At 63.4% G+C, this 26,501-nt stretch carries 22 protein-coding genes; 13 read left to right on the top strand and 9 right to left on the bottom strand.

Translation table 11 applies throughout. The features are described 5' to 3' along the window. The first annotated feature begins 84 nt into the window (after nt 1-84). A complete protein-coding gene (locus ABID59_RS23075) occupies nt 85-2,292 on the top strand; it encodes a VCBS domain-containing protein (protein WP_354084893.1) in 2,208 nt (735 codons plus the stop codon). A gap of 176 nt (nt 2,293-2,468) precedes the next feature. Here the strand turns inward: ABID59_RS23075 and ABID59_RS23070 are convergent, their stop codons facing one another. Continuing rightward, entirely contained in the window at nt 2,469-5,405 is a 2,937-nt protein-coding gene (locus tag ABID59_RS23070; RefSeq protein ID WP_354084892.1) for an autotransporter outer membrane beta-barrel domain-containing protein, read from the bottom strand. 295 nt (nt 5,406-5,700) lie between these two features. Here ABID59_RS23070 and ABID59_RS23065 point away from each other — a divergent pair, with 295 nt between their 5' ends. After that, nucleotides 5,701-6,777 (top strand): TIGR03032 family protein, encoded by a 1,077-nt coding sequence (locus ABID59_RS23065; RefSeq protein ID WP_354084891.1) that lies wholly within the window; start codon nt 5,701-5,703, stop codon nt 6,775-6,777. 114 nt (nt 6,778-6,891) lie between these two features. On the opposite strand, the gene ABID59_RS23060 is transcribed toward ABID59_RS23065, so the two are convergent. Further along, nucleotides 6,892-7,797 carry a LysR family transcriptional regulator gene (locus tag ABID59_RS23060; protein WP_354084890.1) on the bottom strand — a complete coding sequence of 302 codons (906 nt, stop codon included), beginning with the start codon at nt 7,795-7,797 and terminating at the stop codon, nt 6,892-6,894. A 157-nt stretch (nt 7,798-7,954) separates the two neighbouring features. On the opposite strand from ABID59_RS23060, the gene ABID59_RS23055 reads away from it, so the two are divergent. The 3 genes from ABID59_RS23055 (at nt 7,955) to ABID59_RS23045 (ending at nt 11,001) form a co-directional block, all read left to right on the top strand. Further along, a complete protein-coding gene (locus ABID59_RS23055) occupies nt 7,955-8,935 on the top strand; it encodes a Bug family tripartite tricarboxylate transporter substrate binding protein (protein WP_354084889.1) in 981 nt (326 codons plus the stop codon). 90 nt (nt 8,936-9,025) lie between these two features. Further along, on the top strand, nt 9,026-9,781 hold the full coding sequence (locus ABID59_RS23050) for a dienelactone hydrolase family protein (RefSeq protein ID WP_354084888.1): 756 nt from the start codon (nt 9,026-9,028) through the stop codon (nt 9,779-9,781). Between the two features lie 380 nt (nt 9,782-10,161). Beyond that, complete coding sequence (locus tag ABID59_RS23045; RefSeq protein WP_354085042.1) at nt 10,162-11,001, top strand: Crp/Fnr family transcriptional regulator; 840 nt, start codon at nt 10,162-10,164, stop codon at nt 10,999-11,001. Between the two features lie 103 nt (nt 11,002-11,104). Here ABID59_RS23045 and ABID59_RS23040 read toward each other — a convergent pair whose 3' ends face one another. Further along, on the bottom strand, nt 11,105-11,929 hold the full coding sequence (locus ABID59_RS23040; protein ID WP_354084887.1) for an IS3 family transposase: 825 nt from the start codon (nt 11,927-11,929) through the stop codon (nt 11,105-11,107). 337 nt (nt 11,930-12,266) lie between these two features. Here ABID59_RS23040 and ABID59_RS23035 point away from each other — a divergent pair, with 337 nt between their 5' ends. Further along, a complete protein-coding gene (locus ABID59_RS23035) occupies nt 12,267-13,487 on the top strand; it encodes a hypothetical protein (RefSeq protein ID WP_354084886.1) in 1,221 nt (406 codons plus the stop codon). Nucleotides 13,488-14,130: 643 nt separating this feature from the next. On the opposite strand, the gene ABID59_RS23030 is transcribed toward ABID59_RS23035, so the two are convergent. From ABID59_RS23030 to hemE, 3 genes are all read right to left on the bottom strand, one after another. Then, complete coding sequence (locus tag ABID59_RS23030; RefSeq protein ID WP_354084885.1) at nt 14,131-14,436, bottom strand: hypothetical protein; 306 nt, start codon at nt 14,434-14,436, stop codon at nt 14,131-14,133. A gap of 197 nt (nt 14,437-14,633) precedes the next feature. Next, the gene (locus ABID59_RS23025; RefSeq protein ID WP_354084884.1) at nt 14,634-15,143 is read right to left on the bottom strand and encodes a DUF2867 domain-containing protein; all 510 of its coding nucleotides are present in this window, start codon (nt 15,141-15,143) and stop codon (nt 14,634-14,636) included. A 187-nt stretch (nt 15,144-15,330) separates the two neighbouring features. Further along, nucleotides 15,331-16,365 carry a uroporphyrinogen decarboxylase gene (gene hemE, locus ABID59_RS23020; protein WP_354084883.1) on the bottom strand — a complete coding sequence of 345 codons (1,035 nt, stop codon included), beginning with the start codon at nt 16,363-16,365 and terminating at the stop codon, nt 15,331-15,333. Nucleotides 16,366-16,476: 111 nt separating this feature from the next. Between hemE and ABID59_RS23015 the strand changes: the two genes are divergently transcribed. Continuing rightward, nucleotides 16,477-16,692 carry a hypothetical protein gene (locus ABID59_RS23015; protein ID WP_148755551.1) on the top strand — a complete coding sequence of 72 codons (216 nt, stop codon included), beginning with the start codon at nt 16,477-16,479 and terminating at the stop codon, nt 16,690-16,692. Between the two features lie 165 nt (nt 16,693-16,857). Then, nucleotides 16,858-18,759 (top strand): diguanylate cyclase, encoded by a 1,902-nt coding sequence (locus tag ABID59_RS23010; RefSeq protein ID WP_354084882.1) that lies wholly within the window; start codon nt 16,858-16,860, stop codon nt 18,757-18,759. A 6-nt stretch (nt 18,760-18,765) separates the two neighbouring features. Here the strand turns inward: ABID59_RS23010 and ABID59_RS23005 are convergent, their stop codons facing one another. Further along, the gene (locus ABID59_RS23005; protein ID WP_354084881.1) at nt 18,766-18,984 is read right to left on the bottom strand and encodes a SlyX family protein; all 219 of its coding nucleotides are present in this window, start codon (nt 18,982-18,984) and stop codon (nt 18,766-18,768) included. Continuing rightward, a complete protein-coding gene (trhO, locus tag ABID59_RS23000) occupies nt 18,974-19,741 on the bottom strand; it encodes an oxygen-dependent tRNA uridine(34) hydroxylase TrhO (RefSeq protein ID WP_354084880.1) in 768 nt (255 codons plus the stop codon). Before trhO ends, ABID59_RS23005 begins: the two co-directional genes overlap by 11 nt. A gap of 195 nt (nt 19,742-19,936) precedes the next feature. Here trhO and ggt point away from each other — a divergent pair, with 195 nt between their 5' ends. The 5 genes from ggt (at nt 19,937) to ABID59_RS22975 (ending at nt 26,142) form a co-directional block, all read left to right on the top strand. Beyond that, nucleotides 19,937-21,523, top strand: a complete 1,587-nt coding sequence (gene ggt, locus ABID59_RS22995) for a gamma-glutamyltransferase (protein WP_354084879.1) — start codon at nt 19,937-19,939, stop codon at nt 21,521-21,523. Nucleotides 21,524-21,687: 164 nt separating this feature from the next. Further along, nucleotides 21,688-22,302: a (2Fe-2S)-binding protein gene (locus ABID59_RS22990; protein WP_354084878.1), complete on the top strand. Its 615-nt coding sequence runs from the start codon at nt 21,688-21,690 to the stop codon at nt 22,300-22,302. A 4-nt stretch (nt 22,303-22,306) separates the two neighbouring features. Beyond that, complete coding sequence (locus ABID59_RS22985; protein WP_354084877.1) at nt 22,307-23,323, top strand: FAD binding domain-containing protein; 1,017 nt, start codon at nt 22,307-22,309, stop codon at nt 23,321-23,323. Between the two features lie 2 nt (nt 23,324-23,325). Then, nucleotides 23,326-25,617: a xanthine dehydrogenase family protein molybdopterin-binding subunit gene (locus ABID59_RS22980; protein ID WP_354084876.1), complete on the top strand. Its 2,292-nt coding sequence runs from the start codon at nt 23,326-23,328 to the stop codon at nt 25,615-25,617. Nucleotides 25,618-25,677: 60 nt separating this feature from the next. Further along, nucleotides 25,678-26,142: an FKBP-type peptidyl-prolyl cis-trans isomerase gene (locus ABID59_RS22975; protein WP_148755559.1), complete on the top strand. Its 465-nt coding sequence runs from the start codon at nt 25,678-25,680 to the stop codon at nt 26,140-26,142. 84 nt (nt 26,143-26,226) lie between these two features. Here ABID59_RS22975 and ABID59_RS22970 read toward each other — a convergent pair whose 3' ends face one another. After that, the gene (locus ABID59_RS22970) at nt 26,227-26,445 is read right to left on the bottom strand and encodes a CsbD family protein (RefSeq protein ID WP_148755560.1); all 219 of its coding nucleotides are present in this window, start codon (nt 26,443-26,445) and stop codon (nt 26,227-26,229) included. Nucleotides 26,446-26,501: the final 56 nt, after the last annotated feature.

The following is a 26,501-nucleotide window of genomic DNA, read 5'->3' as shown; positions in this document are numbered from 1 at the left end:
CGCGCGAGACGGGCCAGATCGGGCTTTGGACTACCACTTAATAGTCGGTCGGGCCCGCGTTCATGCTGCGCGGCGTGCCCTGAAATGGCGTATTTCCGAGTGCGCAATGCGGGCGGATGCGGCGGCATCGGCACGATCCGGAACGACAACATGCGAGACGTGGCGATGTCGCCGGCACGGGTCTTCGACGGTCTACGACGCACGCCGCCCGGCGGCCGGCTCGGCGTCGCGTCCCTGACCGGCGGGATTTCCTTCGTGGCGCTGATCCTCTCCGCGCTGAAGGAGGCGTGGGGCGCCGATCCGGACGTCGCGCTGTTCGATCACGACAGCATCACTTACAAGGATTTCGCGCACGGCTCCTTCGAGCTCGTCACCAAGGAGGCTGTGCCGCGCCACATCATCGTCGACGATCCCGGACAGACCGTCGTCCTGAGCAAGGTAGGGTCCTCGGTCAGCTTCGCCCAGGTCGCCAATAACGCGTCGCAGATGGGCGACCTGCAGGCCCAGCAACAGGACGTGCTCGCGAACTATTCGCGGGAGCACGGGCCGCCCGGCTCCAGCACGCCGCCCGGCGAGGCCGATCTGTCGCCGCAGCCGATCAATTTCGAAGCTCCGGACGGGCCGACGGCGCCGCATGTCCTTCAGGGACTGGTTGTGCCGGCGAGCTTCGTCCCGGATGCGCCGTTGATCCATTCGGTGCCGACCCTGAACCTCGGCTCGGCTCCGGTCGAGATCGACACGGTCGTGTTCGACGACTTCTCCGCGTCCAGCGGCAGCTTCTGGGCCTCGAGCTTCGGCTCCGGCGGCGCGCCGACCTTCGGCATCGCCGGCGGGATCGGCGGCCCCTTCACGGTGGCGGGCGCGAACTTCGACGTCGAGAAGCCGGGCTCGTTCGGAATCCTCTACGTGAACAGCCATACCGGCGCCTACACCTACGTACCCAACAACGACGCCATCAACGCGCTGAAGGCTCCCAGCGCCGACAACTTCACGATCACCGCCTCCGACGGCTTCGCCTCGGCGAGCCAAAGCTTCACCATCGACATCCACGGGACGGACGACGCGTCCGTGATCTCCGGCGCCACCGCCAGATCGGTTGCCGCCACCGCCATGGCCTTTGCGGCCGGTCACGACGTCCATGCCGCGCCGACCGCGAGCGGCACGCTGACCGACGCCGACGTCGACGATCCCGCCAACACGTTCACCGCGGTGAGCACACCCCACGCCAGCGACCACGGCTACGGTACCTTCACCATGACGACCGACGGGCACTGGACTTACACGCTCGACGACGCCAATCCGGCCGTGCTCGCGCTGAAGGCCTGCGACACGACGACGGACACTTTCACCGTGACCACGATCGGCGGCACGCCGCAGACGATCACCGTGACCATCCAGGGCGCGGACGATCCGTCCGTCGTCTCTGGCGACACGCATGGACGCGTGGTCGAGGCCGGCGGGGTCCACAACGCCGACCACGGCGTCCCGACCGCCAGCGGCGTGCTGACCGCCGTCGACGTTGACGGACCTTCGAACGACTTCGACGCGGTCGCCTTTCCCGAGACCAGCGACAACGGCTACGGCACCTTCACCATGACGCCCGACGGGCACTGGACTTTCGCACTCGACAACGGCAACTGCGCGGTCCAGGCGCTCAACGTCGGTCGGAGCCTCACCGACAGCTTCACGGTGAAGACGGCGGACGGGACCGCGCAATCTGTGAGCGTCACGATCGAGGGCAGCAACGACGCGGCGACGATCTGCGGGGATACCCACGGATGCGTGACCGAACCGAGCTACTCCTGCCTGCCGCCGCCCAGCGCCAGCGGCACCTTGAGCGACAAGGACGTGGACAATCCGGACGATACTTTCACGGCAACGACGTGCCCTCGGGCCAGCGAGCACGGCTACGGCAGCTTCACCATGACGGCCGACGGCACCTGGACCTACACGCTCGATCCGGGCAACCCGGCGGTGGAGGCCCTGCGGTCCTGCGATACGCTGACCGACTGCTTCACCGTGACGACGATCGACGGGACGCCCCAGACGGTGAGCGTGACCATCCAGGGCGCGGCGGAGGCCGATTCGTTCCGGTTCAAGGAAAGCTTCGGCTCCGGCCATGCGGCCCCCACGCCGGCATCGTCCGCCGAGGTCGTCCATGCGGCTTTCGCCGACGCCGCTCATCCGATGCCACTTCTGCCGGACGACCTGCACTCCGTCGGGCACGACGCGGGCCCATACGAGGCGGCCGCCGTCGGGTTCCATCCGCCGCAGCACGATCTGATCTTCTGAGAGCCGGTTTCCGGCCGGCGGACTTTGCGCTTTTACGGGGACGCTTCTGGACTGCACCCCTCAAGTGAGACACGATAATCTCGGGTATTACGGTGACAGTGCACTGTATTACGGTGACAGTGCACTTAATTTTTTTCACCGTAATTCGAAAACCTTCACGTTGGCGGAAGTTGGCGTCACCACTGATAGCGCGCCACGCCCTTGCCGGCATAGCTGGTGGTGACGTTGGAGAACTCACCTTCGAAGGTTGCGGCTATCGACCAGTTGTTGCGCCATCTCATCTCGACTGCCCCCGTGGTCAGTACCGAGTCGGCCGACTGCGCCGCGCCGTTGACCACGAACGATGCGCCCGGCAGCGACTGGAAGGTGGCGCCGATCGAGCGGTCGGTGGTGTAGTCATGCGCCCAGGCGAGACGGCCGCGCAGCGTCAGGACGCCATCTTGCATCACGTAAGATTTGTCGGTGCGGAAGCCGAGTTCGCTGCGCGGATCGGTAACGCTCTTGGCGCCATAGGCCAGCGCGAAATTATTGGTGCCGATGATCGCCTGCTCGGCATAGGCCGGCAGGTCGAAGGTCGTGAATTGAGCCGCAGCATAGGGCGTGATGCCGACGCCCATCCATGGGCTGACAAAACGGTAACCGCCTTCGAGCCGGCCCGAGAACGCGTTGGCGTTGAAGCGCGCCTGCAACTGATCGAAGCCGGCCAGCGTTACCGTGCGGTTGGTGGTGATGTCCTGCCAGCCGTAAGCCAGTGCGCCCGCGATATAGGCCGCGCCCATGGTGTGGCGCACATAGGCGCCGGCCTGGAACAGATCAGACCGGCCGCTGCCGAGATTGTTGGCAAGGCTGAAGTTGGTGCCGCCGCCGGCCAGCGCGAAGCCGGCGATGGTGTTCGGCGAGAACAGATAGTCCGCTCCGACTGCGCCGCCGGCGATGCGGCTGGTAACGCTGTTGCTGCCGACAGCGGCATTGCCGTCGGTAGTCTGTGAACCGCCGAAGCCGGCGGCCCATACGTTCCAACGTGCCTCGAAATTTTGCGGCGGCGCCTTGGTGAACATCGCGTAGGCGTCACGCTCGGCGGCGGTGTGCTTGCGGCCGTCGGAGGCATAGGCGCGGGCATAGCCTTCGGACGCATAGCCGCTCACGCTAGCGCCCGGCATCGACGTCGAGCCGCGATTGAAGGGGTCGAGCATCGTGCCCATGAACAGGTTCATCGCATCGAAGGTCGTCTGCTGCGTGCCGGTGGCGGCCTCACCCGTGAGCTGATTGAGCGCCGTGCTATAGCCCGGGAGCGTGGTAATGCCGTTGAGCAGGAAATTGAACAGGGGTCCGCCGAGGCCAAACGTCTGGCCCGCGCCGTTGAGCGCATTGCCGAGTGACGTCTGGTTGGCGTTCAGGCCAGGCAGGGCAAAATTGATACCGGCGCTTTTCACGACGACGTCGGTGGCATTGGGAAACACAAGCTGCGCCTGCAGCAGCACCGGACTTACCGGCAACAGCGAAAGCCCGTTATTGGTGGTGCCGCCCGTAGCCGACAGGATGGTTTGCTGCCATGGCGCAAATGTCAGGTTCGATACCTGCAGCTGCACCGTGCCGGCGACATTGGCCGTGCCGGAGACGTTGATCCGATCACCGGTCGCGCCTGACATGTTGACATCGGTGACCAGCCGCCCGGTCGCGGTCTGCGTCAGGTTGCCTGTCAGCGCGGTAGTCTGGATCACGCCCGCGCCGCCCGGCGACAGCGTGCCGGCGTTGGTCAGCGTATTGCCCGTGCCGAGATTGACGGTGGCGCCGCTATTGAAAAAGCCGCCCGCCGCGTTGTTGAAGGCGTTGGTGCCGGTACCCAGAATCACATTGCCGATCACCGTGCCGAAATTATTGACGGTGTTGTTGCCGGTGTCACCTGTGATCGCGAGGCCGGACAAGGCCGTCACCGTGCCGAAGTTGGTCAGCGTATTGCTGGTGCCTCCGAGCAAGGCGACACCCGCCCCGGTCCCCGTGCCTCCCGACACCGTACCCGATTTGATGGCGACGTTGACCGGCCCACCAGCGCTGGAGGCAGAAATCCCGGTCGCGTTGTTGCCGGCAGCGCTAACGTCGCCGGTCGAGGTCACCGTCACAGCGCCAGTGCCATAGGCACGGATCCCGTTCGCGTTGACCCCCGCGGTGGAGATGTTGCCGGTCGAGGTCACCATGACGGCACCACCGCCATAAGCGTTGGCGAGAATGCCGAACGCGTAGTTGCCCTTGGTGGTGATGTTGCCAGTCGAGGTCACCGTGACGGCGCCAGTGCCAAGGCTGTCGGCAAGAATCCCGGTCGCGTAGCCGCCCGTGGTGGTGATGTTGCCGGTCGAGGTCACCGTAACGGTGCCACTGCCGTTGCTTTTGGAATAAATCCCGGTCGTGTAGCCGCCCGTGGTGGTGATGTTGCCGGTCGAGGTCACCGTGACGGCAGCGCTACTGCTGGCGGCATAAATCCCGGCTGCGTAGCTGCCCGTGGTGGTGATGTTGCCGGTCGAGGTCACCATGACGCTACCGCTATTGCTTCTGGCAAAAATCCCGTTCGCGTTGGCACCCGCGGTGGCGATGTTGCCGGTCGAGATCATCGCGACGGCGCCACCAACGCCATTGCTGATGGCAACAATCCCGATCGCGCCGTCGCCCGCGGTGGCGATGTTGCCGGTCGAGGTCACCGTGACAGCGCCAGCACCGCCATTGCTGACGGCAAAAATCCCGAACGCGTTGCTGCCCGCGGTGGTGATGCCGAACGCGCCGGTATCGCTGTTGACGGTGACGGCGCCGGCGGAGCTGAACGTGATGCCGTCGGTCCCGCTCGCGGGCGTAATCGCCGTGGTCAAATCGTTGACGTTCAGCGTAGTGACCGGTGGCGGCGCGGCGGTAACGCCGTTGTGTTGATCGCCGGTGCAGGTCTCGATGGTGCCACCGCCGGATAGCGTGCAGCCGACAGGCAGCGGTGCCGCCAACGCCGGGCCCCCGAATGCCAGCGACAGCGCGCCTGCGGCAACCGTCCCCAGAAATGCATCCCGCAAACGCAAGCCCATCGGCCGCCCCGCGGCCGCAACGCCGCCCGGGCAGGTCCACACGTTTGTCATCGAAATTCCCACGCCCCAAGAAGCGGTCTTGCATCCCGCTTCGAGGATATTGAATGGACCCGCGCGCGTCTATCCCGCCCGCCTGGCCGCAGAGGTACAAATCCCGGCGAAACAGGCCGAAAAGGCGCGACAATATGGCAACACTTGCGAGAAATCACTCGAATGGTCGCTGCGTCCGCGATCGCCAAAAAAAGATGAGCCGTGGACCGCGTTTGCGCGCCGTGCCACATAGCGGGACGCCGCCGAACGCTTGCCGCAACAGCGGCGTGCTCCGAGAATCTGGGACCCGCGCCATTTGAGCGACGCCTCCGCCAGCCCCGCATCACCCGCCGCCGCGCTTCCCAAACTGACGGCGGCGCACATTACCTGTTCGCGCGGTTTGGCCGACTGGCTGCGCGCCAATCAGGTCAGCCTTGCCTTCACTTCGTATCAGACCGGGCGGCTCTATCTCGTCGGCGTCGATGACGCCGGAAGTCTCGCGATCCACGAGGTCGGCACCGGCCGCGCGATGGGCGTGTGGGCCGACGCGCAGCGCTTGGTGCTGGCGACCGCATTTCAGGTCTGGCGATTCGAGAACATCCTGGCCGCCGGTCAGACCATGAACGGCGCCGATCGCTATTATGTGCCGCGCGTCGCCCACACCACGGGCGAGATCGACATCCACGACGTCAGCGTGCTCGGCGACGGCCGCATCGTTTTCGTCAACACCGCCTATTCGTGCCTGTCGCTGCTGTCGCCGGTGCACGCCTTCCGCGTGCTCTGGAAGCCGTCCTTCATCTCCAAGCTCGCTGCCGAGGATCGCTGCCATCTCAATGGCCTCGCGGTCAGGGACGGTGAAGTGGCCTGGGTGACGGCGACCAGCCGCAGCGACGTGATCAGCGGCTGGCGGGCCCGGCGCGCCGAGGGCGGCATCGTGATCGACGTGGTGAGCGGCGCCATCGTGACCGAGAAACTCTCGATGCCGCATTCGCCGCGCTGGTACGATAACAAGCTGTGGGTGCTGAACTCCGGCAGCGGACATCTCGGCACCGTCGATCTCTCAAGCGGCGACTTCACGCCGCGCGCGTTCTGTCCGGGCTTCCTGCGCGGGCTGGCGTTCCACAACAACCACGCGGTCGTCGGCCTGTCGCTGTCGCGCGACGGTTCGTTCTCCGGCCTCGCGCTCGACGACGAGATGAAGAAGCGCGATGCCGACGGCTGGTGCGGCGTGCAGATCGTCAACCTCGGCTCCGGCGACATCGTGCAATGGATCCGCATCGAAGGCGCGGTGAGCGAGCTCTACGATGTCGCGGTGCTGCCGGGCGTGCGGCGGCCGATGGCGGCCTCGTTCACCGGCCCGGAGATCAACGAGCCGATGACTTTTGAAATGTGAAGTAGCCACTTTCCGAGCCGCAAGAAAGGAACTGGCCACTTCCGGTCTGGTATTAGGTGACGGTGTCACCGGAATTCTAGAGGGGGCCACAACCCGACATCCGGTTTGTCGCTTTCATTTCGCCATTGGCCCTGCGAGCTTGCGGGCGCTGTCTATGACAAGCTGCACAACCGGGCTGATGGCGCGATCCCTGACAGTGACCATCCCGTTCGGTCGGCGTGCCGCCGGCAGTTCAACGGACAAGACCTTGAGCGCTGCCCCCCTGGTAAGAAATTTCAGTGCTGAAGACGGGAAAACCGTGATGAACCGCCCTGTCTCCAGCAAGCTGACCCGCATATGGGGGGAATCGGTGACCACCGTCGCGCGTGGATACTCAAATCCGCCGGCGTGAAAGGCTTGCGTGATGATTGATCCGATCACGCTCTCCCGCGGTGGAAGCACCCAACGTTCCTCCGCCAGATCCGCGAGCTGGATGCTGCGCCGCCGGGTCCAGGGATTTTTGGCACCCGCCGCGACGACATAGCGATCCTCAAAAAGAAACTCGAAATGCAACCGCTCGTCAGTCATCGGGCCGGTGCTCCGCACGATCAACAGATCGACTTTGCGCTCGCTGAGATCGCGGTGCAGCGTCTCCAGGTAGCCGGTCACGAGCTGAAATCTGATCCGCGAATGACGCCGGGAAAGCCGATCGATGAGAGCGGAGACGAAGCTCGCCGCCAGAAAAGCCGTGGTTCCAATCCGCACATCTCCAGCGGTGGGGTCGGCCAGAAATTCGATGCTCTTCACACCGCGGCGCAGTTCGTCGAAAACGGCGACACCGCAATCGAGCAGGGCGCGGCCGCTCTCGGTCGGCTCGATCCCTCGCCGGTGGCGATCCAGCAAGCGGACGCCGAACGCATGCTCAAGCTCCGCGATCGATCTCGAAATATTGGGCTGGGTGGTATTGAGCATGAGCGCCGCCTTGCCCATGCTGCCAGCCTGCACCACCGCCATGAGCACATGCAGGTCCTGCAGCTTCATTCGTTTTCCGATGCGATCGCTCATCTGCATGAGAGCACCCATTTCCGCTTTGAGATGATTTCATCAGACAATAGCCTTATGCGCTTATGACAACATCAACTATCCTTAAGCCGTTGAAGAAAGCCTGCGCCGGTGCAGGTTCGACGGAGCAATGTCCATGACGCCCTCCCGACGTCAATTTCTGCGCCTTGGGTTGGCAATCGCCGCGCCACCTCTGCTGTCGGGCTTGGCTTGGGCCGATACTTACCCGTCGCGGCCGGTACGCATCATGGTTGGCTTCGCCGCGGGCGGCCCAAATGACATCCTTGCGCGTCTGGTGGGGCAATGGTGCTCGGAGCGGCTCGGCCAGCAATTTATCGTCGAGAACCGGCCGGGAGCCGGGAGCAATATCGCCACTGATGCGGTCGTGCGTGCGGCTCCGGACGGCTACACTCTGCTGCTGGTCGGTTCTCCCAACGCGATCAATGCGACGCTTTATGAAAATCTTGATTTCAATTTCCTGCGGGATATTGCGCCGGTCGCGAGTCTGACCCGTGGCGCCCTGGTGATGGTGATACACCCATCGGTTCCTGCCCATACAATTCCGGAGTTCATCGCCTATGCCAAAGCCAATCGCGGGAGACTCTCCTATGGTTCTGGCGGCGTGGGCGGGATCACCCATATTGCCGCGGAACTGTTCAAACAGGAAGCCGGCGGGCTCGATCTTCAGCATGTGCCCTATCGAGGCGTGGCGCCCGCGATCACGGATCTGCTCGGCGGGCAGGTGCAGGTCGTCTTTGTGAACCTGGCGCCATCGATCGGGCACATCCGGAGCGGCAAGCTGCGCGCGCTCGGAATAACGACGGCAGCGCGATCCGAAGCGCTGCCGGATGTCCCGGCCATCGGCGAATTCGTGCGAGGTTACGAGGCGAGTTCGGTGTTCGGCATCGGCGCGCCGAAAGACACGCCAGTCGCGATTATCGACAGGCTCAACAATGAGGCCAACGTCGCTCTGGCCGATCCCGGGTTCAGGACGCGCCTTCGTAGTCTCGACGCAACGGAACTGGGCGGCTCGCCCGGCGATTTCGGCAAGCTGATGGCCGGTGAAACCGAGAAGTGGGCCAAGGTGATCAGCTTCGCGAAGATCCGACCGGAATAGCGCGGCGACGCTTGGATCGCCGCAATCTCCGTCCCTCGCATCCCCAGCCGGACCAGGCCACCACACCTCACACGAAGGGTTGGATTCGAGATGCAAGGGAAGTTCAGCAAGATCTGCGCGAACGGCGGCGGCGCGTTCGATTGCTATCTGGTCACGCCTGAGCGTGAAAAGCCGGCTGCTGCCGTCGTGCTTGCTTCAGCCATTCATGGCGTGGATGCCGACATGCGCGCAATCGCCGACGAGCTTGCTGCATCCGGCTTCGTTGTCGCTGTGCCGGATCTGTTCTGGCGTTCGATTGCCGGGCCGCTTTCCCGGAACGACCCGCGCGCGGCCCGGCGCGCGCAGCCGCGCCTTGAGCAAATCGAGGCCGGCGAAGACGATATGATCGACACCTTGAGGCACCTCGGCACAATCCAGCAATTCAATGGCCAGGCGGCGGTCATGGGGTTCTGCTACGGCGGCCCGTATGCGATTCTCGGGCCGAAACGACTTGGCTATGCGGCGGGCATCTGCTGCCACGGATCCCAGATGCTGGACTATCTTCACGAACTTGCCGGGGTTCACCAGCAAGTCTGTCTCATTTGGGGCGACAAGGACGATCGCGCGCCGGTCGAGGTGCTGGACGCCTATCGTGATTTGGCGGCGCGCATGGCAAACGTCGAACTGCACATCTGTCCCGGGGTGCGCCACGGCTACATGATGCGGGGAAGCCCGTCGTTCGATCACGCGACACACGATTTTTCAATAAAGCGCGCCCGCGAGATTCTCGAAGGTCTCGAGTCGGCAACTCGTAAGCCGGCTGCATCATTACGTGACAGTGCACTTAATTTGGTTTGGCCGAATTGAATGCACCGTAATTCCCACCGTAACTCCCGTAACCGCTCTGCCCCCCATCAACTGACATGTAGCTGCACCGTGTCAACAGAAGCGATGGGCCAAGAGGCGTCCACGCCCCACACCGCCGAAGACGTCAGCTAGGAAGCCGAGAGCGGGCGCTGCCGGAACCATCACCGGTCGATCATCCCGCAGGCCCCGCTCGCCGAGTCGCACAACGGGCGTGAATAGTATGATGTATGCAAGATCCTGCTTGCGCGGCGAGATGCCGGCAGCGTCTCCGCAAATGTCCGTGCTTGATCTCGATTAATGGCTCTGTTTGGATGATTGCGTTTCGCGCAACTCTATTTCGGGCAATCATAGTGAATGAAAAAGATGGATACCGGCGTTCAATGGGTGCTCCTTCACAAGAAAGCATCGTGACCCTCCACCGTGCCGGCATCGGGAATCGGCTACTGGCAGCGCTGCCGCCGGCGGATCTCGGCTTGCTCACGCCCCACTTCCGGAAGGTCTCGTTTGAGCCAGATGCCGTTCTGGTGCGCTCGGGCGATGAGATGGACCCGGTCTATTTTCCCCATAGCGGCGCAATCGCCTTCATGCTCGATATGCCGGACGGGCAAACGGTCGCAACCACCTTGATGGGACGGGAAGGCGCTTTGGCCTCTTTCTCCGTGCTCGGCCCATCGCTTTCATCCGTGACCGCGATTGCACGCATGGCTGGCTCAGCATCATTGATTTCCGCCGTCAAATTTCGGGATGCCTATGCGCAAAGCGCGGCCATCAGGAATGTCGTTCAGCTCCACGCCCGCGCGGTGTTATTGCAGCTCCAGCACGTAGCCGCTTGCAACGCGCTGCACCGGGTGGATGGTCGCATGGCGCGGTGGCTTCTGCAGCTTCACGACCGCGTTCCCGAAGACCTCCTTCCGGTGACGCAGGAGGCGCTTGCGCAATTGCTGGGGGTGCGGCGGACGACAGTGACTCTGACGATGAGAAAGCTGCGCGAGGCCGGAGCCGTCCCGTCCGACCGGCGCGGATTTGTTGAGATCGATCGGGCGCGGCTCGAGAGGGTCGCATGCGACTGCTATGCGCTTATGCAGCGCAAGATCGATCGGATGTATTGCCAGGAATTGTCGGCGCCCCAGCCTACCCGTGCGCCGTTCCGGGAATGCGCCATCGCCTCGTCCGGCGGAGCGAGTGGTGAATCCAGAGCCGTTTCGGGGGCGGAGAAGTAGAAGCTGCCGTTAGTTAGCGCAGCGTATTACGGTGACAGTGCTGGACTGCACCCCTCAAGTGAGACACGATAATCTCGGTGACAGGGTCGGTTGCCACGACGGGTTATCGTGCCTTGTTTTGCGCGAACACGGCTTCGAACTCAAGGGGCGATTGATAGCCGAGCGCTGAGTGCAGGCGTTCCTTGTTGTAGACGTCCGCGATGAAGCTATCGATCCGGCGACGCGCGTCTCGGATGTCGGAGAACGCCTTGCCGTTGACCTCTTCGGCCTTGAGCGTTTTCATGAAGCTCTCAGCCTTGGCGTTGTCGAAGGGGTTGCCCGGCCTGCTCATGCTGATCGTGATGTCACGATCCGCTAATATCTGGCGGTAGGCGATCGAGGCGTATTGCACGCCGCGATCGGAGTGGTGGATCAGGCTGCCACGTTGCGGCTTGCGGGCCGCGATTGCCCGGTCCAATGCCGCGATCGCGAGTGAGGCATCGAGCGTGTTCTCGAAGGCCCAGCCAACCGCCTTGCGCGAGAAGGCGTCGAGGATGACCGCAAGATAGGCGAAGGTCCTGGCGAGATGGACGTAGGTGATGTCCGCGACCCAGATCTGATCAGGGGCGGACGGCACCAGGCCGCGCACGAGATTCGGGACGACGACAATGTTCCTTGATCGCTCTGCCGGCGGTTTCAGGAATGGCGCCTTGCGCTGTGCGAGAAGATTATCCTCGCGCATGAGCCTGAGCACCTTCTTGGCATTCACGACCATGCCCTTGCGGCGGATGGTGGCAGTCACGCGCCGGTAGCCGTAGAACGGATGCTTGAGGCAAATGCGTTGCAGCTGGTCGCTCAGCTCGCAGTCGGCCGTCTCACGACTGCGTCTGGTGAGGTGCCGGTAATAGGTCGCGCGTGGCAGACCGGCCAGACCACAGAGCCGTTGCACGTCGGCATTGGGTATTACGGTGACAGTGCACTTAATTTTGGAATTGAATGCACTGTCACCGTAATACCTGAAGGGCGGCCTCGTATTACGGTGACAGTGCACTTAATTTGTATTACGATGACATTAATTTGCTTGGCCGAATTGAATGCACTGTCACCGTAATTTCTGTCACCGTAATTTCGATGGGTCAAAAGGGGCGGTTCGGCAGCTCGGCTGCAAACTTCCGTCTGCCCTTGTCGGCCGAAATGCAGCGGCACCGCGTCAAAGGAGGCGATGGGCCACTTCCAGACATCGCCGATGGGTATATAGGATCATCGTCCACCGCGGAGAACAGCAAGTGGCCCGAATAGAAACCTTCGTATGGATCGTAACGACTTTCATAATCATTATGGCCACCACTCCACCACGGGCTTTGGCAACACCAGAAGCGTCTGCATGCGGGTACCTCGCTGGTCTGATCGATAAGGCACCGCCAGGGCCGTTGTTCTTGCCCAGCTATCCGACCGTGGAATCGGGGCCTCTCCATGGTGCCGCATACCTTTATGACAATGCGGTGGCCGCCATCGCATTAGTCGGTTGCGGTGAGCGGGACAAAGCACGTCGGATCGGCGCGGCGATTCTCTGGGCCATCGATAACGACCGGACCTGGCATGATGGACGGCTCCGGAACGCTTACGCCGCGGGTGTGGCGGCGAGTGGCTCCGCAAAACTTCCGGGTTGGTGGGACAATACTCAGAACAAGTGGTTAGAAGATCGATATCAGGTGGGCAGCGATAATGGCAACGTTGCATGGGCAATGTTGGCTTTGCTGTCGATTGACGATGTGAGCGCCAGCTCCCGGTTCCGCGATGGTGCGGCACGGCTTGGCACCTGGGCCGCGCAATGGGCCGACACGCGCGGTACTGGCGGTTTCACGGGCGGTACTTTTGGGCACGAACCGACGCCCGACGTACGGACGTGGAAATCGACTGAACACAATACTGACCTCGCCGCCGCGTTTGGCCTTCTTGCAACCCGCACGGGCGATTCGCGCTGGCGTGATATGGCAACAGCTGCTGAGCACTTCGTAGATACGATGTGGGATCCGGCGTGCGCCTGTTTCGCCGCAGGCACCGCCGAAGACGGCGTCACGCGCAATCCGATTTTGGCCCTGGATGCTCAAGTCTGGCCCTTATTGGCGCTCCCCGGAGCGGCCAAGAAATTTGCATCGGCAATGACTACCGCCGAACAACGAATGAGTGTCGACAAGGGCTTTTCTTACGGTGAAGACCGAGATGGTGTGTGGACCGAAGGGACGGGCCAAATGGCTCTCTTGCTGGAATTGCTCGGCAGGACTGGGGAGGCAAAATCGTTGGTCGCTGTAATCGAATCCCAGAGGTCGCCGGATGGCGGGTTCTATGCCACAAGTGTCCGAGGGCTACCGACCGGGTTCATGTTGGATACCGATCCGGCCAAGCCACGACTCTATTTCCGATTGCCACATCTTGGCGCAGCTTCGTGGGCTGCTCTTGCAGAACGCGGGTTCAATCCCTTTACGGCGACAAAAGGACTTCCGTAGTTAAGGCCGCAGTGGCGCCCGTCTCAGCCCTTCAGTTCCATCCAAGCCAAGTGCTTTTTCGATTTCGATAGGTCCGAATTGGGTCAATAACGTCGATTTGCCCGTCGGCCAGTGACTTCCGGTTTGCACCGGAGTCCGGACATGTCGCTGCGGCGAGCCGACCGACGCGATAGGTCAAAGGTGAAGTGCTGGGGCTAGGTCGGTTGCGTTAAACTCATCCATTCAATTTGAGTATTCTCAATAGGGCCATCTACAAAGTTGCATGAGAAAAGCTGAAAATGTCCTGGATCATTGCCCTCGCTTCTTTCGGGTTTTATTGGTGGCTTACTAGGCGGGCAAGTGAACGGGCGACAGAACTCGCAGCAGCTGGAATTGGGCGCTCTCCTCTATATTGGGTGTCGAACGCGCTAGTCGCCGTCTTGTTGGCCCTAGTTCTGTACATTGCCCACATTCACAATCAATCGCCCGTTCCGGCTTTCCTATGGATCGCGGCCATTGCGATAATCGTGGCTTTGCTTTTCCTGCGCCGCGCTTTGAAATGGCGCTATCCCGTATAGGAACCCCATTTTATTCTGCGGACGCGTCGAACTCCTCTGGCGGCCGCAGCCGGATGCACGTTTTTCGCTCTGCATTAGTCGCTGCTTCAATCTCGATCCATCCCGGCAATGGCGCCAAGAAACCAGCCGCTGAAGAAAGAGACACTCAACATCATGAGATTGGCTGTTGCGGAGAGACCAAGCTTGTCTTGAACATGATCAAATCCGATCAGCCCCAGCAGGGTACAAACCAGAGCGCAGAACGCAGGCCAAAGCGCCCGCCGCCGCGCTGCGAGCCGCTGGGCCGGGGCAACCCCACGAGAGTTCCGTGAGAGATTCCAGGATCGACGAAACGATACCTCGAAACTCACGACGACCACGATCAGACAGGCAGTGAGGAAGTACGTGGACATAATCCTTCATCCTTCGTGCCTAAAAGTCTTATCGGCTCGTTCCAAAAGAAAGACTTGCCGAGCAGATCGGAGTTTATCAATTGCGATATTGGTTCCGTAACTGGACGCGATGCGCACGAAGTCTGCTATTTCAGAGGCAGACTCGTTCGTCGACCGCTGATGGCGGACGACAGCCAGTCGCGACCACCAAAGCATGCTCAGATCTTCGTTGCTCTTGCCGCCTGCTCTAAACTGGCCGGCACAATTACGCGATGAAACGGTGCTATCGTGCTGAGGTAGATACGCCCAAGTCGGTTATGGCAATGCACGACGGTACCCGCGACCAGCTCGCGCCCATTTGCTGCATCGGCGCGAAGTTGGATGCTGACGCGGAAGTCGAGATGCCAGTCATCCGCGCCCAGCACCAACTCCGTCGAGCTCTTTGACAGCACCGGGAAGAAGCCGATAACCGGCCCACGTGCCGCTGCGGCAACACCGACGGCGCGCGACGATTTGACGGCGACGGTCGCCATCACCACATCGCGGACACGCGTGAGCGCACGAATCCACCACGCCTGTCGCTCGAGCGCGGCGCGTGCCAGCACCTCGACCTCATCGCTGGCCCCCGCCGGCAGTTGAATTGCAAACGCATCCAAAAGGTCCGCGCCTGCGTAGAGCGGCGCGAGCACGCTGTTGCTGGGCATCGGCACGGCGCGTGCTTTGGTCATGCGATCAGGTACCGGATGCTGGGGAGGTCGGCGGGATGATGCCATCGTGCGCCTGTTTTGCCCGACGTGTCAAACCTCGCGGCCGCAGGGCCCGTGATTGCGCCAGGCAAGATTCCTCAATGATTTGTACTGTGCATGGGGTTGTTTTAAGGGTTTCGGTTTCCGCCCCCTGAGGGGACTGAATTTTTTAGCCCCGCACGCGCCTCAGCATCTGCTCGACATGGGCGATCGGCGTCTCCGGCTGGATGCCGTGGCCGAGATTGAAGATGAAGCGGCCTTGCGCAAAATTCGCCAGCACGTTGTCGACCGCGCGGTCGAGTGCCGCGCCGCCCGTAATCAGCGCCACCGGATCGAGGTTGCCCTGCACGGCGACGCGGCTCTGCACCCGCTCGCGGATGAAGGCGGGCTCGGCAGTCCAGTCGATGCTGACGGCATTGATACCGGTCGCCTCGACATAGCCGGGCAATTGCGCGCCGGCGCCGCGAGGGAAGCCGATGATCCTGGCATCGGGCACTTTCGCACGCACGCCTTCGACGATGCGACGCGTCGGCTCGACCGACCAGCGTGCGAACTCGGCGGGCGGCAGCACGCCGGCCCAGGTGTCGAAAATCTGCAAGGCGTTGGCGCCGGCTTCGAGCTGCGCGAGCAGATAGTGAATCGAGCTCTCGACCAGCACGTCGATGATTTTCGCAAAGGCGTCCGGATGCCGGTAGGCCATCATCCGCGCCGGCGCCTGGTCGGGCGTGCCGTGGCCCGCGACCATATAGGTCGCAACCGTCCACGGCGCGCCGCAGAAGCCGATCAGTGCGATCTTGGGATCGAGCGCGTGGCGCACCAGCTTGAGTGCCTCGAACACCGGCTTGAGCTTGCCGAAGTCGGCCTGCGCGGCGAGCGTTCCGACCTTCGCCGGATCATCCAGCGGCTCGAGCCGCGGGCCTTCGCCGACCTCGAAGCGCACCGAGCGGCCGAGCGCGTACGGGATCACCAGTATATCGGAGAAGATGATCGCCGCATCGAAGCCGAACCGGCGGATCGGTTGCAGCGTGACCTCGGCGGCCAGTTCCGGATTGAAGCAGAGATCGAGGAAGCCGCCGGCCTTGGCGCGCACCTCGCGGTACTCCGGCAAATAGCGGCCGGCCTGCCGCATCATCCACATGGGCGGGACGGCTTGCCGCTGGCCGGAGAGCACGTCGATGAAGGGCTTTGTCGCAGACTGGGGCACGAACGTTCCTGACGCAGAGTTGAGGTTCCTGATACACCGGGCGCGGCCCGAGCGGAACAGGGGAACCAGCGCAATTGCGTCGCGTTGACCGGGCAATGGAGGAGGAATCCCATGGCTCAGAGATTCAATCCCGCCCCGCACGACAAGCACGCCGACAATCTTCACGAGGCGCTCGCGGCCGACCGCCACGCCAAGCTCGATACCGGGTTGGAAGATACCTTCCCCGCCTCCGATCCCGTAAGCGCCACGCAGCCGACGCCGTCGAAGGCCGACGCGGAGGCCGACCATCCCTCGCTCTGGAACAAGGTCAAGTCGATCTTCAGCTAGGGCCGCCGGTTTCCGATAGGCTTGATAAGACCTTGTTAGCGATCTGCGGAAGCCCCGGTCCGTAGGAGTACGGAAAAACCCGTAGATGAATGCGAATCCCGGCAAGCGCTTCAGGGTTCAATAAGAGAAGCGGCAGAGTTTCCGTCTATTGGAGATTTCTGCCGCATGAACGTCATCTCACAGAGAGCCGGATGGAGCCGCCTGCCGCTGCGCGCGGCGGCTTTTGTCGCGCTCACCTGCGTGGCGATCCTCGGCGTCAGCGGCTGGCGTGAATGGGTCGCGCGGGACGCGGTGCTCAAGGGCGCCGAAACCGAGATGGCGAACGTCGCCCGCTCGCTTACGCAGCATGCCGAGGACAGCCTTGATTTGCTGGATTCCGGCGTCGTCGGCGTCGTCAGCCGGCTGGAGATGGATGGCGCCGATCCCGCCACGATCGCGAAGCTGCGCAACCTGCTGGAGGCGCGCAAGAAGGCGATGGAGCGCGTCCATAGCCTCGCCATCATCGACGACCAGGGTAACTGGCTGACCTCGCCCGGCACGATCGCCTCGACGCTCAGCGATGACACGTTCTTCCGTCACCACCAGCTCTCGCCCAAGCGCGAGGCCTATGTCGGCCGTCCCGTGAAGAGCCTCGTCGACGGCGAATGGGTCGTCACCCTGTCGCGCCGCTTCAACAAGCCCGACGGCAGCTTTGGCGGCGTGGTGCTCGCGGCCATCGGCTCCAAATACCTGTCGCATTTCTACGAGCAGTTCGAGATCGGCCGCAACAGCTCCGTGACGCTGATGTACGGCGGCGGCATGATCATCGCGCGCAACCCGAACAACGAGAAGTTCGTCGGCCGCAGCGTCGCCGACACGGCGCTGTTCCGCGACGCCAGCCTGCAACAGCCGAGCGGCACCCATCATTTCAAGTCGCCGCTGGACGGCGCCGAGCGCGTCAGCTTCTTCAAGCGCAGCGCCCGCTATCCGCTCGTGCTGCTCGCAACCGTCGACAAGGACGAGCTGCTCGCGCCGTGGCGGGCAGCCGCGATCTCCCGCATGCTCTACGTGGTCGCGCTGGTGATGCTGATCGCGGTGATCGGCGCGGTGCTGGTGCGGCAGCTGCAGCGCGGCCAGCGCATGGCCGCGGCCCTGATCGAGAAGGAGGCGCATTTCCGCCTGCTCGCGGAAGGCTCCAGCGACATGGTCACCCGCATCGGGCTCGACGAACGGCTGCGCTACGTCTCGCCGTCATCCAACCGCGTCGTCGGCTGGCGCCCCAATCAGCTCATGGGCACAGACGCGCTTGCTGGAATCCATCCGGAGGATCGGCCGCATGTGCAGGCCATCGTCGATGCCATGAAGCGCGGCGAAACGGACGAAGCGCGGCTCACCTACCGCAACGTGCACCGGCAGAAGACCGAGGTCTGGCTGGAATCGACCATGCGCGTCACGCGCAAGGACAACGGCAATGTCGACGGCGTCGTCGCGATCTCGCGCGACATCACCGAACAGAAGAAGCTGGAGACCCGGCTCGAGACGCTCGCGATCGAGGACAGCCTCACCGGGCTTGCCAACCGCCGCCGTTTCGACGAGCGGCTCAAGGAGGAATGGGCGCGGGCCTATCGCGATCGCTCCAGCCTTGGCTTGCTGATGATCGACGTCGATCACTTCAAGTCCTACAACGATGAATATGGCCATCCCGCCGGCGACGCTTGCTTGCGTGTGGTCGCAAAGATCATCGCGGCCGAGATGCAGCGGGTCGGCGATCTCGCGGCCCGTTATGGCGGCGAGGAATTCGCCATGCTGCTGCCGAACACCGATGCCGCCGGCTGTGCCCGGATCGGCGAGCGGATCCGCGGCGCCGTCCACGATGCGGGCCTGATTCATGCTTCCAATCCGACCGCGCCATGCGTCACCGTCTCGGTCGGTGGTGCGGCCTGCCGGCCGGTCTTGGAGCGCACCGCGGGCACGGGATCGCTGGTGGAGGCCGCCGACCGTGCGCTCTACGCCGCCAAGGACGCCGGCCGCGATCGCCTGATGATGTCAGGCGAGGTCATGAACCTGCTGAAGGCTTCCGGTCAGTAATCCCGCTCAATAATGCGGCGGGGGTTCGTTGGCGGGGCCCGGCGCATTCGCCTCGGCCTCCTGCAGTCGGTCGTTGAGCTGCGCGAGCTGTCGCGTCAGCACGTCGATCTGCTTCCACTGCGCGGTGATGGTCTGGTTCAGCGTCTCGATCGTGTCGTCCTGATAGGCCAGGCGCGTCTCCAGCGTGTCGATTCGCTCGGCGAGCGTCTTGATGTCATTCGTCACTTGCGTGCCCCAATTCTTGCTCGCGCAGGCCCCGTTCGCGCAATCCGTGACCAAGCACCACACGCTCGTCGAACACAAAACATTCGCCGCGCCAGCGGCTCTGCGCCTCCGGCACCTCTTCCAGATATTTCAGAATACCGCCTTTGAGGTGATAGACCTCTGCAAAGCCGCGCGCCAGCAGATGCGCGCTCGCCTTCTCGCAGCGGATGCCGCCGGTGCAGAACATCGCTATACGCCGGTGCTTTGAAGGATCGAGCTTCTCGGCGGCGAAATCCTTGAACTGGCCAAAGCTCGTGATGTCAGGATCGACCGCGCCCTCGAACGTGCCCATCGCTACCTCGAAGGCGTTGCGGGTGTCGAGCACCAGCGTGTCGGGCGAAGAAATCAGCGCGTTCCATTCGGCGGCCTCGACATAGGTGCCGACCTGCCGGGTCGGGTCGGCGGCTGGATCGCCAAGCGTGACGATCTCCTTCTTCAGCCGCACCTTGAGCCGGCCGAACGGCATCGCTTTCGCGGTCGAGCATTTCAGTTCGAGATTGTCTAGCCGGCCGCCGAACATCGCCCCGTGCCCGAGCTCGTGCGCGAAGGCGTCGATCGCCGCAGGTGAGCCTGCGATCGTGCCGTTGATGCCCTCCTGGGCCAGCAGCACGCTGCCCCTCAGGGACAGGCCGGCACAGAGTGCGCGCAGCGGCTCGCGCAGCTCGCGGTAATCGTGCAGGGCGGCAAATTGGTAGAAGGCGCACACCTTGTAAATCATGCGCCCGTTTAGCAGGCGGCCGGCGCCCAGAAAACCCGCAACCGATAGCTCTATTCCCAGCGAATGGCAGCCATTTCCCTGGTATGCCAGCATTGCCCGGGCGGGCTGGAATGTGTCATGTAGGCCCGGTTTTCCCGAGATCGCGGCGCACGCGCCCAGAGACTTAGCCCACACGCCCAAGAGAGCAAGAATTCGATGAGAAACTTCCATTTCCCCGGCAGGTCCACGGTCCACGCCACCAACGCGATGGTGGCGACCTCGCATCCGCAGGCCTCGTTGGCCGCGATCGAGGTGCTGCGCGAAGGCGGCACGGCGGTGGACGCGGCGATGGCCGGTTCTGCCCTGCTCGGCGTGATCGAGCCGCAATCGACCGGCATCGGCGGCGATTGCTTTGCGCTGATCCAGCCGCGCGGCGAAGGCAAGATCATCGCCTATAACGGCTCCGGCCGGGCGCCGAAGGCGGCCAACGCCGACTGGTATATCGAGCGCAAGATCAAATCCGTGCCGCTGACCTCGGCCCATGCGGTTTCGATCCCCGGCGTGATCGACGCCTTCGACACCGTGCTGCGCGACCACGGCAAGTTCGGCTTCGACCGTCTGCTGCAGCCCGCGATCAAGGCGGCCGAGGAAGGCTATGTCGTTGCCCCCCGCATCGCGTTCGACTGGAAGAACCAGTTCGAGAAGCTGAAGGGCGGCACCAACACCGTTCGTTACCTGTTGCCTGGCGGCAAGCCGCCGGTGGCCGGCGACATCATCCGCCAGGCCGAACTCGGCAAGACGCTACGCGCAATCGCTAAGGACGGTCGCGATGCCTTCTACAAGGGCGAGATCGCTGAGGACATGGTCGAGACCTTACGCGGCATCGGTGGCCTGCACACGCTCGACGATTTCGCCGCGCACACGACCGAGACGACGACGCCGATCGGCACGATGTACAAGGGCTACGACGTCTGGCAGTGCCCGCCGAACGGGCCCGGCGTCACCGCGCTGCTGATGCTGAACATCCTGTCGCGCTTCGACTTGACCAAATACGCGCCGCTCAGCGTGGAACGCTTCCATCTCGAGGCGGAAGCCGCCCGCATCGCCTACATGAATCGCGAGATGCACGTCGCCTCTCCCGAGCACATGAAGATCAACGTCGCCGAGATGCTCGAAAAGGGCTTTGCCGACGAGTACATCAGCAAGATCCGCCTGGACGGAATGCTCGACCTGCCGAACGTCGCGCCGCCGATGAATCCCTCGACCATCTACATCACGGTCGTGGACAAGGATCGCAACGTCTGCTCGTTCATCAACTCGATCGCACATTCCTTCGGCTCGGCGATCGTCTCGAACAAGACCGGCGTGCTGTTCCAGAACCGCGCCGGCGGCTTCCGCATTCAGCCGGGCCATCCCAACTGCATCGAAGGCAGCAAGCGCCCGCTGCATACGATCATGCCGGGCCTGCTTACCAAGGGCGGCCGTTCCACGATGTCGTTCGCAGTGATGGGCGGCCAGTATCAGCCGACCGGCCATACCCATCTCTTGACCAACATCCTCGACTACGGGTGCGACGTGCAGGAGGCGATCGACATGCCGCGCGGCCTGCATTACGAGGGCCAGTATCAGCTTGAGGACAGCGTGCCGTCTGACATCGTCGAGGGCCTCAAGAAGCTCGGCCACAAGACCACGAATGTGGTGGGCCCGCTCGGCGGCGCCCAGGCGATCTGGATCGACTGGGACAAGGGCACGCTCACCGGCGGTTCCGATCCGCGCAAGGACGGCTGCGCGTTGGGCTATTGAGCCTTCGCGAGGTTCCGCACAAGATCAGGAAAAGTTGAGAAGGGGCGGCGCGGCGCAGGCTGCGCCGCCCTTTCTTATTCGGAACTGAGCTCGTTACTCCAAGTTATGGGGCGATGAGCGGTGCAGGCGTGCGCTGCTTTGTTTCCAAGCGGCGGAGGCCGTCCATGTCCGATACTTCAAGTTCCCGACCATCAGGATTCCACCGGCGCGCTTTCATCGCCGGCGCCGCAGGCAGCGCGCTTGTTCCGCTGACGGCGCGCGCGGCCGTGAAGGATGCGCAAGCGCCCGTGGCGCAGGATCCGGCGCTTCCCGTCGATGTCACGCTGCGGGTGAATGGCCAGGACAAGCGCCTCAACCTCGACGCCCGCACCACGGTGCTGGATGCGCTGCGCGAGCATCTCAAGCTCACCGGCAGCAAAAAAGGCTGCGATCACGGCCAGTGCGGCGCCTGCACAGTGCTGATCGGCGATCGGCGCGTGGTGTCGTGCCTGACGCTTGCGCTCGCGGCCGAAGGGCAAGAGATCACGACCATCGAAGGACTCGCGACCAACGACCGCCTGCATCCGATGCAGCAGGCCTTCGTCGACAACGATGCCTTTCAGTGCGGCTATTGCACGCCCGGCCAGATCATGTCCGCGATTGCATGCGTGAAGGAGGGGCATGCCGGCTCCGACGCCGACATCCGCGAGTACATGAGCGGCAACATCTGCCGCTGCGCTGCCTATCCCAACATTGTTGCCGCCGTGAAACAGGCCGCGCCGGAAATCATGAAAGGCTAGGCCCATGCGACCGTTTTCATATCAGAGGGCAACCGACCCCGGCATGGCCGTGCAGGCGCTCAGCGCCGCCGCGGCAGCCAACAATCCGCTAACGCAGGCCACGGCACAGCCACTCGCCGGCGGCACCACGCTGATCGATTTGATGAAGCTCGACGTGATGCGGCCCGCCGCGATCGTCGACATCAATCCGCTCGCGCAGGGCTGGTCGGCGATCGAGCCTGGGAGCGGGAGCCTGTGGCTCGGTGCGCTCGCAAAAATGTCCGACGTCGCCGCACATGACGACATCCAGCGCAACTATCCGGTCATTGCAAATTCCCTGAAGCTCGCCGCCAGCGCGCAGCTGCGCAATATGGCGACGCTCGGCGGCAACGTGATGCAGCGGACGCGTTGCAGCTATTTCCGCGACGTTTCCTACGAGAATTGCAACAAGCGCAATCCCGGCTCCGGTTGTGCCGCAATGGATGGCGTCAATCGCATGCATGCCGTGCTTGGCACCTCCGAGCAATGCATTGCGACCTATCCCGGCGATTTCGCCCAGGCGCTGATCGCACTGGACGCCACGGTCGAGGTCACCGGCAGGTCCGGGACCCGCAGCATGCCTTTTGCGGAATTGCATAAGCCCCCCGGCAACACGCCCGAGATCGAGACCTCGCTCCAACCGGGCGAGCTGATTTCCGCCTTCGTCATTCCCGGCCGCTGGCCGCGCTCCGTCTACCTGAAGGCGCGTGACCGGCAATCCTATGAATTCGCGCTGTCCTCCGCCGCCGTCGCGCTCGATGTACAGGACGGCACGATCAGGGATGCGCGCATCGCGTTGGGTGGTGTCGCCACGGTACCTTGGCGCGCGCGAGAGACGGAGGCGCTGCTCAAGGGCCGGAAGTTCGATGACGGTCTGGCGCAGCGCGCTGCGGACGCCGCATTCGCCGACGCCAAGGGGCGTCGGCACAACAGCTTCAAGATCGCGCTCGGCAAGCGCGTGGTGGCGCGCGCGCTCCAGCAGGCCGTAACGATGGAGATCTGACCATGACTGCTGCTGCTCCCGAGCCCAAGGCGAACATGGGCCAGCCCGTGCCGCGCTATGATGCAACGGCAAAAGTCACGGGGCGGGCGACCTACGGGTCCGATATGCCGCTGGACAATCCTGCCTATGCGTTCCTGGTCACCAGCGCGATTGCCAGGGGCCGCATCAACAGCGTTGATCTCGGCGATGCCAAGCGTGTCCGCGGCGTGATCGACATTGTCACGCACGAGAATGCGCCGAAGCTGAAGGAGTCAAAGCTCTTCAGCAATGGCGGCTATGCCGGGACCACGATCCAGCCGTTGAAATCGGCCGACATCGCGCATGACGGCGAGATCATCGCTGTGGTCGTTGCAGAGAGCTATGAGGCTGCGCGCGAGGCCGCCAATCGCGTCAAGGTCGGCTACTCGGCGGCCACCCCGAGCGCGAGCTTCGACTCGCCGGGAACCACGAAAGCTGCCGCGAAAGGCCAGAACGCGCAATTCAGGGAAGATCCGCAGGTCGGCGATTTCGCCAAGGCGTTTGAGGAGGCCGAGGTGAAGCTCACCGCTTCCTACGACACGCCGACCCAGCATCACAACCCGATGGAGCTATTCTCGACCAGCTGCGCCTGGATGGGCGACAACCTCGTCATCTATGAGCCGAGCCAATATGTCTACGGCCTGAAGAACGGCGTCGCCGAGCAGCTCGGTATCGATGCTGACAAGGTGCGGGTGGTCAATCCCTATGTCGGCGGCGGTTTTGGCTCGCGCGGCTCGATGACGCCGCGCACCGCGATCATCGCCGGCATCGCCAAGCGGCTGAACCGGCCGGTCAAGCTGGTCCCGACCCGCGACCAGGGTTTTACCATCGCAACTTATCGCGCCGAGACCCGCCACGAGATCAAGCTCGGCGCCAGCCGCGACGGCAAGCTGGTAGCGCTCGGGCACGAGGGCGCAGAAGTATCCTCGCGCGCTGACGCCTATTGCGTCGGTGGCACCAAGACCACGACGCGGCTCTATGCCTGCCCGAACGTCGACAGCCTCGTGTCGATCGTGCGTGCGGATCGAAACACGCCAGGCTTCATGCGCTCGCCGCCGGAGGTGCCGTATCTGTTCGCGCTGGAGAGCGCGATGGACGAGCTCGCGGTCAAGGTCAACATGGATCCGGTCGAGCTCCGCCGCGTCAACGACACCACCAATGAGCCGATCGGCGGCAAGCCCTATACCTCGCGATCGCTGATGGCGTGCTTCGACGAGGCGGCCAAAGCCTTTGGCTGGTCGCAGCGCTCGGCCGCACCCAGATCGATGTCCGATGGCGACTGGCTGGTCGGCTATGGCTGTGCCTCCACTTGCTATCCGACGCAGATGGGGCCGTCGGCGGCACGCGTGCGCCTCCAGCGCGACGGCCGTACCCGGGTCGAGATCGCCGGCCACGAGATCGGCACCGGCGCCTACACCATCATTGCCCAGACCGCGGCTGAGCGGCTCGGCGTGCCCTTGGAGAAGGTCTCGGTCTTTATCGGCGACAGCGATCTGCCGCCGGCGCCGGTCGCGGGCGGCTCGAACTCGACCGCGAGCACCTGCTCGGCGGTGATGATGGTGTGTGACCAGGTCCGCCAGAAATTGTTCAAGGCAGTGATGCCAAACGAGAGCCTCACGGACAAGGCCAAGGAAACGGTCGGCATCGGCCAGACGCCGACGACGCAGGCGGCGAAGAGTGACCGGCCGCTTGATCTGGAGAAGGCATTCGACGCGCTCGGTGCCAGCGTGGTCGAAGAATATGGCGAGTGGAAGCCGGACGGCGCGCCGCTGGATTCCTTCAAGGCAATGCATAGCGGCCACGTGCGCCTCGTCGGTGGTGCCGCCTTGAAGGACAAGGTCGCCTACGCTTTCGGTGCGGAGTTCGTCGAGGTCAGGATCAACCGCTTCACACACGAGATCCGCGCGCCACGGCTGGTCGGTGCGTTCGCAGCAGGCCGCATCATGAATCCGCGGACAGCGCGCAGCCAGCTGATGGGCGGCCTGATCTGGGGCATGTCCTCGGCGCTGCTGGAAGCCACGGAGATCGACGAGCGCACCGCGCGCTACGTCAACGACAATTTTGCCGACTATCTCGTCCCCGTGAATGCGGATGTGCCCGGGGTCGAGGTGATCCTGCTCTCCGAGCAGGACGATCACATCAATCCGGCCGGCGCGAAAGGGCTCGGCGAGCTCGCCAATGTCGGCACCAATGCAGCGATCTGCAACGCGATCTATCACGCCACCGGCCAGCGCATCCGCAAGCTGCCGGTACGGCTGGAAAATATCGAGGTCTGAGGGGTGGAAACCGCATGCTCGTTGCGCTAGACACCTCCCGCCTCAAACGGAAGGTGTTCTATGCAGCGTTTCCAGCGCATGCTCCTCGCCATCATGTCGGCCCTCGCGATCACTGTGATCGCCAGCGTGTCGACATTCGTCCCCACCACGGCATCGGCCCAGACCGCAGGAAAACCCATGACCACAGCTTCAGGCTTGCAGACTATCGACAGCGTCGCCGGCACCGGCGCTTCGCCGAAGCCCGGCCAGATTTGCGTGATGCACTACACCGGCTGGCTCTATGAGAACGGCCAGAAGGGCAAGAAATTCGACTCCTCGGTCGATCGCAACGAACCATTCGAATTTCCCATCGGCAAGGGCCGCGTCATCGCCGGCTGGGACGAGGGCGTTGCCACGATGAAGGTCGGCGGCAAGCGCACGCTGATCATCCCGCCGCAGCTCGGTTACGGCGCGCGCGGCGCCGGCGGCGTGATCCCGCCGAACGCGACCTTGATGTTTGACGTCGAGTTGCTCGCGGTGAAGTGAAGACTTTCGCCGTCAGTGCGGATGGATAAAAAAAGACCAGCCTCGCGGCCGGTCTTTTTGCTTTCAGTCTCGATCTTGCGCGCGTTACTCCGCCGCGCGGCGTGCCGCCGCAGCGGCGCGATCGATCGCTTCCTTCGCGGCGTCCTTGGCATCGCCCGTGGCCTTCTGGCCCTTGCCCTTCACCTCCTGGACCGCGCCTTCGCCCTGCAGGTGTTCGGAACCGGTGGCTTCGCCGATGTCCTGCTTGGCCTTGCCGATCGCTTCGTTGGCGGCGCCCTTGATCTTGTCGCTCGTGCTACCCATGAAACTCTCCTTCCGGTTTTCTCGCCGGGACAACAGCTGACGCGCGCGAGGGTTCC

Source organism: Bradyrhizobium sp. S3.3.6, from assembly GCF_040546905.1.
In the GTDB taxonomy this organism is placed as follows: Bacteria; Pseudomonadota; Alphaproteobacteria; order Rhizobiales; family Xanthobacteraceae; genus Bradyrhizobium; species Bradyrhizobium cytisi.
This window is presented reverse-complemented; position numbering and strand designations above follow the sequence as displayed.